Below are 13993 nucleotides of genomic sequence, written 5' to 3'. Positions count from 1 at the left end.
ACTATTTATGACAAAATGGTTTAACGTAGGGAAAATTGTAAATACTCATGGCGTAAGAGGAGAAATCCGTGTTATTTCTCGTACTGATTTTCCAGAAGAGCGATATAAAGTAGGAAACACGTTATACATATCGAATGAGAAAGGCACAGACTACCTTCCGGTGAAGGTAACTTCTCATCGCCAACATAAGACATTCGATTTATTAACATTTGAAGGATATAACAATGTAGATGAAGTAGAGAAGTTTAAAGGTTCTTTAATAAAAGTACCAGAAGAGCAGTTAGGTGAACTTGCTGAAGGTGAATACTACTATCATGAAATTATTGGTTGCAGTGTTGTAACGGAAGAAGGAGAAGCGCTAGGGACAATCAAAGAGATTCTATCTCCTGGTGCAAATGATGTTTGGGTAATTAAACGCCCGAAGGGTCAAGATCTCTTAATTCCTTATATCGATGACGTTGTACTTCAAGTTAATATTGAAAATAAATTAGTAACCATTCATGTAATGGAAGGGCTGCTATAATGAAAATTGATATTTTAACGTTGTTCCCAGACATGTTTACCGGTGTATTTGGATCTTCTATATTAAAGAAGGCACAAGAAAAAGAAGCGGTAAACCTTCGTGTTGTTAACTTTCGTGATTATACAACAAGTAAGCATAATAGCGTAGACGATTATCCTTACGGCGGAGGAGCTGGTATGGTGCTTACTCCTCAGCCTATTTTTGATGCTGTAGAAGATTTGACGAAAGAGACAGAGCGTAAGCCTAGAGTTGTCTTAATGTGTCCGCAGGGCGAAAGATTTACGCAGAAGAAAGCGGAAGAGCTTGCAGGGGAAGAACATTTGATCTTCGTATGTGGGCATTATGAAGGGTATGACGAACGAATTCGTGAGCATCTCGTAACGGATGAGATTTCTATTGGTGACTATGTATTAACGGGCGGAGAATTAGCCTCTATGGTTATTACTGATAGTGTTGTACGTCTCTTGCCAGGTGTGCTAGGAAATCATGCTTCACAAGTAGAGGATTCGTTTAGTACAGGTTTATTAGAGCATCCTCATTATACACGTCCGGCTGATTTTCGTGGTATGAAGGTACCGGATGTATTAATGTCAGGGAATCATAAAAACATTGATGAATGGCGACATAAGGAATCTTTGCGTCGAACGTATACGCGTAGACCTGATTTGTTAGATGAGAGAGAGTTATCTAAACAAGAGAAAAAATGGCTTGAGGAAATAAAGCGAGAGCAGTAATAACTTCATATATTTGCTATTGCAACAGGCCTAGTAATATGCTATTATAACATTTGTGCTACTGAAATCAGTAGCCGTATTAACGATGTTCCGCTGTAATTTATTAAGACTTTATAAGAGCATCTGTTTAAAGGAGAGAATTTAATATGCAACAATTAATCGCAGAAATTACAAAAGGCCAATTAAAAACTGACCTTCCTTCATTCCGTCCTGGTGACACTTTACGTGTACACGTAAAAGTTGTTGAGGGAACTCGTGAAAGAATTCAGCTTTTCGAAGGTGTTGTAATTAAACGTCGTGGTGGCGGAATCAGTGAAACATTCACAGTTCGTAAGATTTCTTACGGTGTAGGTGTTGAGCGTACATTCCCAGTTCACACGCCAAGAATCGCGAAAATCGAAGTACTTCGCCGTGGTAAAGTACGTCGTGCTAAGTTATACTACTTACGTAACCTTCGCGGTAAAAAAGCACGTATTAAAGAAATTCGATAAGACATGTATGGGAGCTTGTAAATGCACAAGCTCCCTTTTTCCAATCTATATGAAATTTTGGTATAATACGAGCAGTTTACATAACCGTGGAGGGGAAATGCATGAAAAAAGAGAAGAGTTCACTTTGGGAATGGATTAAAGCAATTTTGATTGCTGTTGTATTAGCTGGTGTTATTAGACAGTTTTTCTTTGCGCCAATTCTCGTAGACGGGGTATCGATGGCACCTACTTTACATGATCGTGATCGAATGATTGTGAATAAAATTGGTTATCACATTGGAGATCCAAAACGCTTTGATATTATCGTATTTCGAGCAACAGAAGATAAAGATTACATTAAGCGCATTATAGGCCTGCCAGGCGATGAAATAGAGTATCGTAATGATAAACTGTATGTTAACGGAAAAGCTTATGAGGAGCCGTATTTAGACAAGCAGAAAAAGCAAATTGCTGACGGACCGCTTACATATGATTTTAATCTTGAAGAAATGACAGGCAAGAAAACCGTTCCAAAAGATCAATTATTTGTTTTAGGTGATAATCGTCGTTTTAGTAAAGATAGCCGTTCAATCGGTACGATTTCAATGGATCAAGTAATTGGTAAAGCTAATATGTTATATTGGCCGTTAGAAGACGCACGTATTGTGAAATAAATGAAAAAGAAGGTGGCAACATGGTAATTCAATGGTTTCCAGGGCATATGGCGAAGGCTAGACGCCAAGTAACGGAGAAATTAAAATTAATTGATGTTGTAATTGAACTTGTAGATGCTCGATTACCATTATCATCTCGAAACCCAATGATTGATGAAATCATTACACATAAGCCAAGGCTTGTTGTTTTAAATAAAGCGGATATGGCGGATGATCGTTTAACAAAACAATGGATCGCATATTTTAAAGAAAACGGCCATATGGCAATTTCGATTAACGCGCAAGCTGGACAAGGTATGAAGGAAATTGCAGCAGCTTGTAAAGTGCTTGTTAAAGAAAAATTTGATAAAATGGTTGCAAAAGGTATTAGACCGAGAGCGATTCGTGCATTAATTGTAGGTATACCAAATGTTGGTAAATCTACATTGATTAATAAATTGGCAAAGAAAAATATTGCTAAAACAGGAGATCGTCCAGGTGTGACAACAGCTCAACAATGGATTAAAGTTGGGAAGGAAATGGAATTGTTAGATACACCAGGTATTCTGTGGCCTAAATTTGAAGATCAATTAGTGGGTCTTCGTTTAGCGACAACGGGTGCAATTAAAGATTCAATTTTAAATTTACAAGATGTAGCTGTTTACGCATTACGTTTTATGGAGAAACATTATCCAGAACGCTTGAAAGAACGCTATAATTTAAATGAGATTCCAGAAGATATTGTGGAATTATTCGATGCAATTGGAAAAAATAGAGGTTGCTTAATGGGCGGCGGAATGATTGATTATGATAAGACATCTGAGCTTGTGCTTCGTGAGCTTCGTGGTGGCAAACTTGGAAAAATGACGTTTGAAACACCAGAAGAGTTTGGAGAGCAAGTGGAAGATGTGGAAAAAATAGAAGAAGTATAAGACGTGCGTTTGTGCGTCTTTTCTTTTTGGATATGTTTAAAAAGGAGCTTGTATAAATGCAAACTATGACGATAAAAGAAGCGGAAAATGTATTGAAAGAAATTATGAATGAAGAAGATGATCGCTTTCAACTGTTAATGAAAGATGATCGAAAAGGTGTTCAAAAGCTCGTTTTGAAGTGGTATAAACAAAAAGAGTTAGAACAGAAAGAAAAAGAGAAGTTTTTTGAAATGTCCAAGTATGAAAATGCTTTGCGTGAAAAAGGGGTCACATATATCGCGGGTATTGATGAAGTAGGGCGCGGGCCATTGGCTGGGCCTGTTGTGACGGCAGCTGTCGTTCTTCCTGAGGATTTTTATATTCCAGGGTTAAATGACTCGAAAAAGTTAAGTGAAGCGAAACGTGAGCGTTTTTATGATGAAATAAAAGTACAAGCAATTGCAATTGGAGTAGGAATTGTATCACCGCAAGTTATTGATGACATTAATATTTACCAAGCAACGAAACAAGCGATGTTAGATGCAGTTGCAAATTTATCTTGTACACCTCAACATTTATTAATTGATGCGATGAAGCTTCCTACACCAATTCCGCAAACATCAATTATTAAAGGTGATGCGAAAAGTGTTTCGATTTCAGCAGCATCCATTATAGCAAAAGTAACGAGAGATCGTATGATGAAAGAACTGGGAGAGAAGTATCCTGAATATGGATTTGAGCAACATATGGGATATGGCACAAAGCAACATTTAGAGGCAATTGAAGTGCATGGAGTACTAGATGAACACCGCAAGTCATTCGCACCAATTAAAGATATGATTCAAAAATAAGCTGTAAATATACAGCTTATTTTTTTATTTTGGCATATAAACATTACTATTTTCGAAAAAGAATAAAGCGATTTCAGTTTTCTGACACTTTATTGTAGACAGCGTGCCAATCATCTTATACAATGGCAATGTAATGTTTTTTAAACATTAAAAAACTTTTCGAGTAAAACAGGAAAACAGGGGAGGATGGGACCATGAATATCCATGAGTACCAAGGTAAGGCAGTCCTTAGAAGCTATGGGGTTAGCGTTCCGAACGGGAAGGTTGCATTTACAGTAGAAGAAGCTGTAGAAGCAGCGAAAGAATTAGGAACAGATGTATGTGTAGTGAAAGCACAAATTCACGCTGGTGGACGCGGCAAAGCTGGCGGAGTAAAAGTTGCGAAAAATTTAGATGAAGTTCGTACATATGCAGAAAGCATTTTAGGAACTACACTTGTGACACATCAAACAGGTCCTGAAGGTAAGGAAGTAAAACGCTTACTTATCGAAGAAGGTTGCGATATTAAAAAAGAATATTATGTAGGTCTAGTTTTAGATCGTGCAACTTCTCAAGTTGTTTTAATGGCGTCTGAAGAAGGCGGAACAGAAATTGAAGAAGTAGCAGAAAAAACACCTGAAAAAATCTTTAAAGAATATATTGATCCAGCAGTAGGCTTGCAAGGTTTCCAAGCGCGCCGAATTGCATTTAACATCAATATTCCAAAAGAGCTTGTAGGACAAGCTGTGAAGTTTATGATGGGCTTATATCGTGCGTTTATCGAAAAAGATTGCTCTATCGCTGAGATTAACCCACTTGTTACAACAGGCGAAGGTAAAGTTATGGCATTAGATGCAAAATTAAACTTTGATTCTAATGCGTTATATCGCCATAAAGACATTTTAGAGCTTCGTGATCTTGATGAAGAGGATTCAAAAGAAATTGAAGCTTCAAAATACGACTTAAACTACATTCCTTTAGATGGAAATATCGGTTGTATGGTTAATGGTGCAGGTTTAGCGATGGCTACAATGGATATCATTAAACATTACCACGGTGACCCAGCTAACTTCTTAGATGTTGGTGGCGGTGCAACTGCAGAAAAAGTTACAGAAGCATTCAAAATTATCCTTTCTGACAAAAATGTAAAAGGTATCTTCGTTAACATTTTTGGTGGCATTATGAAGTGTGATGTTATTGCAGAAGGTGTTATTGAAGCAACGAAACAAGTAGGTCTTGAGTTACCTTTAGTTGTACGTCTTGAAGGCACAAACGTAGAACTAGGTAAGAAAATTTTAAATGAGTCTGGCTTAAATATTGTTGCAGCAGAATCTATGGCAGACGGTGCACAAAAAATTGTTTCACTAGTGGGCTAATAGAAAGCGGGGGAGAAAAATGAGCGTATTAGTTAATAAAGATACAAAAGTTATTGTTCAAGGTATTACAGGTTCTCAAGGTTTATTCCATACAAAACAAATGATTGAATACGGTACGAAAATTGTCGGTGGTGTAACACCAGGTAAGGGCGGCACTGATATTGAAGGTGTACCAGTATTTGATACAGTAGAAGATGCAGTGAAAGCAACAGGCGCAAACGCTTCAGTTGTATACGTTCCACCCGCTTTTGCGGCAGATGCAATTATGGAAGCTGTTGATGCAGAAATTGATTTAGTAGTATGTATTACTGAAGGGATTCCTGTATTAGATATGGTAAACGTAAAGAGATATATGGCGGGTAAACATACACGTTTACTTGGACCAAACTGCCCAGGTGTAATCACACCAGATGAATGTAAGATTGGTATTATGCCAGGATATATTCATAAAAAAGGTCATGTTGGTATCGTATCTCGCTCTGGTACATTAACTTATGAAGCTGTACATCAGTTAACACAAGAAGGTATTGGCCAATCTACTGCTGTAGGTATCGGCGGAGACCCTGTTAACGGTACAGACTTTATTGATGCGTTAAAAGCATTTAATGAAGATGAAGAAACACATGCTGTAATTATGATTGGTGAAATCGGCGGTACAGCAGAAGAAGAGGCAGCTGAATGGGTAAAAGCTAATATGACAAAACCTGTTGTAGGCTTCATTGGTGGTCAAACAGCGCCTGCTGGCAAACGTATGGGCCATGCTGGTGCAATCATTTCTGGCGGTAAAGGAACTGCTGCTGAAAAGATTAAAACAATGGAAGCTTGTGGCATTAAAGTAGCTGAAACTCCAGCAGTTATGGGAGAAACGCTAATCTCTGTTTTAAAAGAAAAAGGTTTATTTGAGACTTGTAAAAACTATTAATCTGTTGAAAGACACCTTCTTACTTGAGGGTGTCTTTTTACACTTTTTTCTGTTTACATAATAAAAATTATGGGTAAGGAGAATTAAGATGAAAAGAGAGAGATTATTACATCTTCATTACTTGCTAGCAGATTATTGGAAAGCGATGGAGAGGCTACTATATGTCGATCCAGAATTAAAGAACATATATAATTTTAACGAAAAACAAATGGAACACTACACTGGAATATCCTCGAAAAAATCTTCAGAACTAGTAAAATTTCTTCAAAGTTCAAATCTTCCGCAATATATATCTTATTTAGAGAGAAATCGTATTTTTTATATAACGATATGGGATGAAGATTATCCGCAATTATTACGTGAAATACAAGACCCTCCCTTCGTTTTATATGGAAAAGGAGAGAAAGATTTCCTGAATAAAGTAAATAAATTAGCAGTTGTTGGAACGAGAGAACCATCATTATATGGTCATGAGAGTTTGAAGTTTATTTTACACCCTTTATTAGAAAGAGAGTGGCTTATTGTCAGTGGGTTTGCAAAAGGGATAGATACAATGTCTCATGAGATTACAGTAAGGCATCATCGCCCGACTATTGCGATATTAGGGCATGGATTGTCTTTTATGTATCCGAAAGAAAATAGACATTTATATGAAATGTGGAAGGAATATATATTGTTATTGACAGAGTATCCGCCGCACTATGCACCGAAAAAATGGTATTTTCCAAAAAGGAATCGGATTATTAGTGGTATAAGTAAAGGTGTTTTAGTTGTAGAAGCGAAATCGAGAAGTGGAACACTTATTACTGCAGACCTTGCGTTAGAGCAAAATAGAGAGGTGTTTGCGCTTCCTGGACCTATATTTATAGAGGGGGCATCGGGAACGAATCATCTTATTCAGCAAGGAGCAAAACTAGTAAGAAATGCAGAAGATATCTTGGAAGAGATTTTAAATTAACCTTATATTTTTATGTTTTTATTAAACAATTATTGACAAATGGTAGATTGGCACTGTATGGTATATTCATTCTTGATTGACAAAAACAAGAGAAATCAATAAGATTAATGAAGACTTGAATCCACCTCTTAAGGAGGCACTAGCATGTCAGATTACCTCGTAATCGTGGAGTCGCCTTCTAAGGCGAAGACCATTGAGAAATATTTAGGGAAAAAATACAAAGTTGTCGCGTCTATGGGACATGTTCGCGATTTGCCAAAAAGTCAAATGGGGATAGAAGTAAAGAACAACTTCACCCCGAAGTATATTACCATTCGTGGTAAAGGTCCCGTCTTAAAAGATTTAAAATCAGCGGCGAAAAAAGCAAAGAAAGTCTATCTCGCGGCCGATCCAGACCGTGAAGGGGAAGCGATTGCTTGGCATTTAGCGAATACGTTAAATGTGGACGTTGAATCAGATTGTCGGGTTGTGTTTAATGAGATTACGAAAGATGCAATCAAAGAATCATTTAAACATCCTCGTGCAATTAATATGGATTTAGTGGATGCACAACAAGCAAGACGTATACTTGATCGTCTTGTTGGTTACAATATTAGTCCTTTATTATGGAAGAAAGTAAAAAAAGGATTAAGTGCAGGACGTGTACAATCTGTAGCAGTTCGTTTAATCATCGAGCGTGAAAGGGAAATTCAAAACTTTGAACCTGAAGAATTCTGGACAATTAAAACAGAATTTGTAAAAGGAAAAGACACATTTGAAGCAAGCTTTTACGGTGTAGATGGTGAAAAAGTTCAATTAACAAATGAAACGCAAGTGAATGAAATAATTGAACAGATGAAAGACAATGCGTTTTCAGTTGAAAATGTAACGCGCAAAGAGCGAAAACGTAATCCTGCATTACCGTTTACAACATCTTCCTTGCAACAAGAAGCAGCACGTAAGTTAAACATGCGAGCAAAGAAAACAATGATGCTTGCACAGCAATTGTATGAAGGGATAGATCTTGGAAAACAAGGAACTGTAGGTCTTATTACGTATATGAGAACTGATTCAACACGTATCTCAGAAACAGCTCAAACAGAGGCTCGTACTTACATCACTGAAGCGTATGGTACGGAATACATAGGAACAGAAAAGAAGAAAGAAACGAAAAAGTCAAATGCACAAGATGCGCATGAGGCAATTCGTCCTACTTCAGTAATGAGAAAGCCAGAGGAACTAAAAAGTTTCTTAGGTCGTGATCAACTTCGATTATATAAATTGATTTGGGAGCGATTTGTTGCAAGTCAAATGGCGTCTGCTATAATGGATACTGTGACAGCGAGACTCATTAATAACAATGTTCAGTTCCGTGCAAGTGGATCGGTTGTAAAGTTCCCAGGATTTATGAAAGTGTATGTAGAGTCGAAAGATGATGGTGCTGAAGAAAAGGATAAGATGTTGCCACCTTTAGAAGTAGGGGAAACTGTATTTTCAAAGGATTTAGAACCAAAGCAACATTTTACACAACCTCCTCCGCGCTATACAGAGGCTCGCCTAGTAAGAACACTTGAAGAACTTGGAATTGGAAGACCGTCAACATATGTACCTACACTTGAAACAATTCAAAAGCGTGGGTATGTAGGTTTGGATAATAAACGCTTCGTTCCGACTGAACTTGGTGAAATAGTAATTGAACTTATTTTAGAGTTTTTCCCAGAAATTATTAACATTGAATTTACTGCCAATATGGAGCAAAGCCTTGATGAAGTAGAAGAAGGAAATGCGAATTGGGTAAAAATTGTTGATGATTTCTACGTAGGTTTTGAACCGCGTTTAGAAAAAGCGGAAAAAGAAATGCGTGAAGTGGAAATTAAAGATGAACCAGCTGGGGAAGATTGTGAATTATGTAATCACCCAATGGTCTTTAAAATGGGTAAATACGGGAAATTTATGGCTTGCTCGAATTTCCCAGATTGTCGTAATACAAAGCCGATTGTGAAAGAAATCGGTGTTACTTGTCCAAAGTGTGATAAGGGTCAAATTATTGAACGCCGTAGTAATAAAAAGAAACGTCTTTTCTATGGGTGCGGTACGTATCCGGAATGCGACTTTGTATCTTGGGATAAGCCAATTGGTCGTAAGTGTCCGAAGTGCGAAGGCATGCTTGTAGAGAAAAAGTTGAAAAAAGGCGTGCAAGTACAATGTATTTCGTGCGATTATGAAGAAGAACAACAAATGTGAGCGTAACTGCTCACATTTTTTTCGGGAAGAAAAGGAAAGGTGATATAAATGACAACACAAGTAGTAAACGTCATTGGCGCAGGTCTTGCAGGAAGTGAAGCAGCTTACCAAATTGCAAAACGTGGTGTCCAAGTTAGATTATATGAAATGAGACCGGTAAGGCAAACGCCAGCTCATCACACAGATAAATTCGCTGAATTAGTATGTAGTAACTCACTTCGTGCAAACACTTTAACAAATGCAGTTGGGGTTATTAAAGAGGAAATGCGCTTAATGGATTCTGTAATTATTCGTGCGGCGGATGAGTGCTCTGTACCAGCTGGAGGTGCTTTAGCTGTAGATCGTCATGAGTTCGCAGCTAAAGTAACAGAATATGTAAAGAACCATCCAAATGTAACTGTAATGAATGAAGAAATTACAGATATCCCAGAGGGAACGACAATTATTGCTACAGGTCCATTAACATCTCCTGATCTTTCTGCAAAATTGAAAGAATTAACAGGAGAAGATTATTTCTACTTCTATGATGCTGCAGCCCCAATCGTAGAAAAAGACAGCATTGACATGAATAAAGTGTATTTAAAATCGCGTTATGACAAAGGTGAAGCTGCATATTTAAATTGCCCAATGACAGAAGAAGAGTTTGATCGTTTTTATGAGGCTCTAATTGCTGCTGAGACAGTGCCTTTAAAAGAGTTTGAAAAAGAAATTTTCTTTGAAGGTTGTATGCCAGTAGAAGTTATGGCAAGTAGAGGGAGACAGACGTTAGTATTTGGACCTATGAAACCTGTTGGATTGGAAGATCCAAAAACAGGGAAAACGCCATATGCTGTTGTTCAGTTACGTCAAGATGATGCAGCGGGAACTTTATACAATATCGTAGGTTTCCAAACTCATTTAAAGTGGGGACCGCAAAAAGAAGTGCTACAGTTAATTCCGGGATTGGAAAATGCAGAGATTGTACGTTATGGTGTAATGCATCGTAATACGTTTATTAATTCACCTAATTTGCTTCGTCCAACATATCAATATAAACAACGTGATGATTTATTCTTCGCTGGTCAAATGACTGGAGTAGAGGGATATGTTGAATCAGCAGCATCAGGATTATTAGCAGGAATTAATGCTGCGCGTCTTGTGCAAGGTGAAGAGCCAGTTGTATTACCGCCAGTAACTGCGATGGGTAGCATGGCAAATTATATTACGGCAACGAACGCTAAAAACTTCCAGCCGATGAATGCGAACTTCGGTCTATTTGCACCGTTAGAGAAGAAGATTAAAAAGAAAGCAGAACGAAATGAAGCGTACGCAGCACGCGCTTTAGAAACGATTCAAAATTTTGTAAATATTTAGTTAAATTTCTTGCAAAGGCTACTAAGTTGTGATACGATTTAGTAGCCTTTATTGAGGTGAGTTGTGTGAATGTGAAGAAATTGTTACAATTATTCGTTGGATATTTACAAATTGAAAGAAATTATTCAAAATATACAATTGCAAGTTATCAAAATGATTTAGAACATTTTGTGCAATTTATGGAACGAGAAGGCATATCCTCTTTTTTAGACGTTACATACGCGGATGTTCGTTTGTACTTAACGACGTTGCACGATGAAAAGTTAGCCCGTAAATCTGTCGCAAGAAAAGTATCAAGCTTACGAAGTTTATATCGTTTTTTGATGCGTGAAGGTTATCGAAAGGATAATCCGTTTGCACTTGCGTCACTCCCCAAAAAAGAATTGTCAATCCCAAAGTTTTTATATGCTGAAGAGTTAGAGGAATTATTTGAAGTTTCTGACACGGAAACGCCATTAGGTCAAAGGAATCAAGCTTTATTAGAGTTGATGTATGCGACTGGGATCCGTGTGAGTGAATGTGTCAATTTACAACTTACCGATATTGACTTTGCGGTGGGAACAATTTTAGTAATGGGAAAAGGAAAAAAACAAAGGTATATTCCGTTCGGAAGCTATGCGCAAGATTCTTTAATTACTTATATAGAGAATGGGAGAAAACAGTTAGTTAATAAGACTGACGAAGATTCTCATATGGTATTTTTAAATGCGAAAGGTACACCGCTAACAAGTCGTGGGGTTCGTTATGTTTTAAATGAACTCATTAAAAAGGCTTCGCTGACAATGCGGATAAGTCCCCATATGTTAAGGCATACATTTGCTACACATATGCTAGATGAAGGGGCGGATTTACGTACTGTACAGGAGCTATTAGGCCATGAAAATTTGTCGACGACACAAATTTATACGCATGTCTCTAAAGAAAGATTGCGTTCTGTTTACATGAAGCATCACCCGCGGGCATAAATTGCTTTAAAAGCTATAAAAACAAATAAAGGAGTTTTTTCTATGGGAAATTTCCACGCTACAACGATATTTGCAGTTCATCATAATGGAGAATGTGCAATGGCTGGAGATGGCCAAGTGACAATGGGAAATGCTGTTGTAATGAAACATACAGCTCGTAAAGTTCGTAAACTTTTCCAAGGTAAAGTTTTAGCTGGTTTCGCAGGATCGGTTGCTGACGCATTTACTCTTTTTGAAATGTTTGAAGGGAAATTAGAAGAGTATAATGGCAACTTGCAGCGTGCTGCTGTTGAAATGGCAAAACAATGGCGTGGCGATAAAATGTTACGTCAGCTAGAAGCGATGCTCATTGTCATGGATAAAACAACTATGCTCCTTGTTTCAGGTACAGGAGAAGTGATTGAACCGGATGATGGTATTTTAGCAATTGGATCTGGTGGGAATTATGCACTTTCTGCAGGTCGTGCTTTAAAGCAATATGCAAGTGAACACTTAACAGCGAAGCAAATTGCGAAAGCGAGTTTAGAGATTGCTGGCGATATTTGTGTTTATACGAATCACAACATAATTGTTGAAGAATTGTAGAATCGTAAGGGAGGCATTTTATATGCATTTACATTTTACTCCGCGCCAAATTGTGGAAAAATTAGATCAATACATCATCGGTCAAAAAGACGCAAAGAAAGCGGTTGCTGTAGCGTTGAGAAATCGATATCGCCGCAGTAAATTAGCTGAAAATTTACGTGACGAAATTGCACCTAAAAATATTTTAATGATTGGACCGACAGGTGTTGGGAAAACAGAGGTAGCACGACGAATGGCGAAACTCGTTGGAGCACCTTTTATTAAGGTTGAGGCTACAAAATTCACAGAAGTTGGATATGTGGGTAGAGATGTAGAGTCGATGGTACGTGACTTGGTGGAAACATCGGTTCGTATCGTAAAAGAAGAAATGGTAGTGAAAGTTCAAGATAAAGCAGAAGAGCAAGCGAATCAACGTCTTGTTGAAATTTTAGTGCCGAGTCCGGAGAAGCAATCTGGATTCAAAAATCCATTAGAGATGCTTTTTGGAGGCGCTCAAAATTCGAATCAAACGTCTGATACACAAGAAGATGTTGAAATCGAAAAGAAACGTCAAGATGTGGAGAGAAAGCTTGCTGCAGGGCTTCTTGAAGAAGAAATTGTATCGATTGAAGTGACTGAACAACAGTCTTCCATGTTTGATATGTTACAAGGAACTGGCATGGAACAAATGGGAATGAATTTCCAAGATGCGCTAGGAAGTTTTATGCCGAAAAAAACGAAAAAACGTAAACTTTCTGTAAAAGAAGCAAGAAAACTCTTGACAAATGAAGAGGCACAGCGCTTAATTGATATGGATGAAGTTACACAAGAGGCTGTTTATCGTGCTGAACAGCTCGGGATTATTTTTATCGATGAAATTGACAAAATTGCTGGTAAGCAGTCGAATAGCGTAGATGTATCACGTGAAGGTGTGCAACGTGACATTCTGCCAATTGTAGAAGGGTCGAATGTTGCGACAAAATACGGATCAGTAAAAACGGATTATATTTTATTCGTTGCAGCTGGAGCGTTCCATATGTCTAAACCGTCGGATTTAATTCCGGAATTGCAAGGGAGATTTCCGATTCGAGTAGAATTAACAAAATTATCGACAGACGATTTTGTTAAAATATTAATCGAGCCTGACAATGCGTTAATTAAACAATATATGGCATTATTAGCGACTGAAGGTATAGAAATTGAATTTTCAGACGAAGCTATTCGTAAGATTGCTGAGATTGCTTATCAAGTTAATCAGGATACAGATAATATTGGAGCAAGAAGACTTCATACGATTATGGAGAAGCTCCTTGAAGATTTATCGTTTGAAGCATCTGAAATTACGTTAGAGAAAATAACGATAACACCTCAATACGTTGAGGAGAAATTAGCAACAATTGCTAAAAATAAAGATGTGAGCCAGTTTATTTTGTAATAGTGTCATCAGGTGACTCGCCCTAGTTTCCAAGTGATGAAAAAATATGTGAGTAACATGTAGGAGGAACTTTTGA

General features: G+C 37.6%; 14 protein-coding genes. All 14 read left to right on the top strand.

Features of this window, described 5'->3' with window-relative positions; genetic code table 11:
- Positions 1-7 precede the first annotated feature (7 nt).
- The 14 genes from rimM (at position 8) to hslU (ending at position 13917) form a co-directional block, all read left to right on the top strand.
- Positions 8-523, top strand: coding sequence for a ribosome maturation factor RimM (gene rimM, locus ACTFR3_RS10285; RefSeq protein WP_000170278.1), 516 nt, complete (start codon positions 8-10; stop codon positions 521-523).
- Positions 523-1257, top strand: a complete 735-nt coding sequence (trmD, locus tag ACTFR3_RS10280) for a tRNA (guanosine(37)-N1)-methyltransferase TrmD (protein ID WP_000686903.1) — start codon at positions 523-525, stop codon at positions 1255-1257. Before rimM ends, trmD begins: the two co-directional genes overlap by 1 nt.
- Before the next feature lie 146 nt (positions 1258-1403).
- The gene (gene rplS, locus ACTFR3_RS10275; protein WP_001186516.1) at positions 1404-1748 is read left to right on the top strand and encodes a 50S ribosomal protein L19; all 345 of its coding nucleotides are present in this window, start codon (positions 1404-1406) and stop codon (positions 1746-1748) included.
- 101 nt (positions 1749-1849) lie between these two features.
- Positions 1850-2401 carry a signal peptidase I gene (gene lepB / locus ACTFR3_RS10270; RefSeq protein ID WP_000711853.1) on the top strand — a complete coding sequence of 184 codons (552 nt, stop codon included), beginning with the start codon at positions 1850-1852 and terminating at the stop codon, positions 2399-2401.
- A 20-nt stretch (positions 2402-2421) separates the two neighbouring features.
- Complete coding sequence (gene ylqF, locus ACTFR3_RS10265; RefSeq protein WP_017672865.1) at positions 2422-3312, top strand: ribosome biogenesis GTPase YlqF; 891 nt, start codon at positions 2422-2424, stop codon at positions 3310-3312.
- 56 nt (positions 3313-3368) lie between these two features.
- Positions 3369-4142 (top strand): ribonuclease HII, encoded by a 774-nt coding sequence (locus tag ACTFR3_RS10260; RefSeq protein WP_001194265.1) that lies wholly within the window; start codon positions 3369-3371, stop codon positions 4140-4142.
- A 194-nt stretch (positions 4143-4336) separates the two neighbouring features.
- A complete protein-coding gene (gene sucC / locus ACTFR3_RS10255) occupies positions 4337-5497 on the top strand; it encodes an ADP-forming succinate--CoA ligase subunit beta (protein ID WP_001020791.1) in 1161 nt (386 codons plus the stop codon).
- A 19-nt stretch (positions 5498-5516) separates the two neighbouring features.
- Complete coding sequence (gene sucD / locus ACTFR3_RS10250; RefSeq protein ID WP_000115178.1) at positions 5517-6419, top strand: succinate--CoA ligase subunit alpha; 903 nt, start codon at positions 5517-5519, stop codon at positions 6417-6419.
- Positions 6420-6507: 88 nt separating this feature from the next.
- Entirely contained in the window at positions 6508-7377 is an 870-nt protein-coding gene (gene dprA / locus ACTFR3_RS10245; protein WP_440044400.1) for a DNA-processing protein DprA, read from the top strand.
- A gap of 144 nt (positions 7378-7521) precedes the next feature.
- Positions 7522-9600: a type I DNA topoisomerase gene (topA, locus tag ACTFR3_RS10240; protein ID WP_001286963.1), complete on the top strand. Its 2079-nt coding sequence runs from the start codon at positions 7522-7524 to the stop codon at positions 9598-9600.
- Between the two features lie 48 nt (positions 9601-9648).
- Positions 9649-10953: an FADH(2)-oxidizing methylenetetrahydrofolate--tRNA-(uracil(54)-C(5))-methyltransferase TrmFO gene (trmFO, locus tag ACTFR3_RS10235; RefSeq protein WP_440044399.1), complete on the top strand. Its 1305-nt coding sequence runs from the start codon at positions 9649-9651 to the stop codon at positions 10951-10953.
- Between the two features lie 65 nt (positions 10954-11018).
- Positions 11019-11918: a tyrosine recombinase XerC gene (gene xerC, locus ACTFR3_RS10230; protein ID WP_001101243.1), complete on the top strand. Its 900-nt coding sequence runs from the start codon at positions 11019-11021 to the stop codon at positions 11916-11918.
- A gap of 42 nt (positions 11919-11960) precedes the next feature.
- A complete protein-coding gene (gene hslV / locus ACTFR3_RS10225) occupies positions 11961-12503 on the top strand; it encodes an ATP-dependent protease proteolytic subunit HslV (RefSeq protein ID WP_000526272.1) in 543 nt (180 codons plus the stop codon).
- A gap of 22 nt (positions 12504-12525) precedes the next feature.
- Positions 12526-13917, top strand: coding sequence for an ATP-dependent protease ATPase subunit HslU (hslU, locus tag ACTFR3_RS10220; RefSeq protein WP_000550078.1), 1392 nt, complete (start codon positions 12526-12528; stop codon positions 13915-13917).
- Positions 13918-13993: the final 76 nt, after the last annotated feature.

The sequence above is a fragment of the Bacillus cereus group sp. MYBK14-1 genome (assembly GCF_051916885.1).
Taxonomy (GTDB): domain Bacteria; phylum Bacillota; class Bacilli; order Bacillales; family Bacillaceae_G; genus Bacillus_A; species Bacillus_A cereus.
This window is presented reverse-complemented; position numbering and strand designations above follow the sequence as displayed.

Excerpts from the sequence above, each read along its gene's own strand:
- topA (WP_001286963.1), top strand. The coding sequence starts at position 7,522 with ATGTCAGATTACCTCGTAATCGTGGAGTCGCCTTCTAAGGCGAAGACC.
- sucC (WP_001020791.1), top strand. The coding sequence starts at position 4,337 with ATGAATATCCATGAGTACCAAGGTAAGGCAGTCCTTAGAAGCTATGGG.
- rimM (WP_000170278.1), top strand. The coding sequence starts at position 8 with ATGACAAAATGGTTTAACGTAGGGAAAATTGTAAATACTCATGGCGTA.
- ylqF (WP_017672865.1), top strand. The coding sequence starts at position 2,422 with ATGGTAATTCAATGGTTTCCAGGGCATATGGCGAAGGCTAGACGCCAA.
- rplS (WP_001186516.1), top strand. The coding sequence starts at position 1,404 with ATGCAACAATTAATCGCAGAAATTACAAAAGGCCAATTAAAAACTGAC.
- sucD (WP_000115178.1), top strand. The coding sequence starts at position 5,517 with ATGAGCGTATTAGTTAATAAAGATACAAAAGTTATTGTTCAAGGTATT.
- lepB (WP_000711853.1), top strand. The coding sequence starts at position 1,850 with ATGAAAAAAGAGAAGAGTTCACTTTGGGAATGGATTAAAGCAATTTTG.
- dprA (WP_440044400.1), top strand. The coding sequence starts at position 6,508 with ATGAAAAGAGAGAGATTATTACATCTTCATTACTTGCTAGCAGATTAT.
- trmD (WP_000686903.1), top strand. The coding sequence starts at position 523 with ATGAAAATTGATATTTTAACGTTGTTCCCAGACATGTTTACCGGTGTA.
- hslV (WP_000526272.1), top strand. The coding sequence starts at position 11,961 with ATGGGAAATTTCCACGCTACAACGATATTTGCAGTTCATCATAATGGA.
- trmFO (WP_440044399.1), top strand. The coding sequence starts at position 9,649 with ATGACAACACAAGTAGTAAACGTCATTGGCGCAGGTCTTGCAGGAAGT.
- ACTFR3_RS10260 (WP_001194265.1), top strand. The coding sequence starts at position 3,369 with ATGCAAACTATGACGATAAAAGAAGCGGAAAATGTATTGAAAGAAATT.
- hslU (WP_000550078.1), top strand. The coding sequence starts at position 12,526 with ATGCATTTACATTTTACTCCGCGCCAAATTGTGGAAAAATTAGATCAA.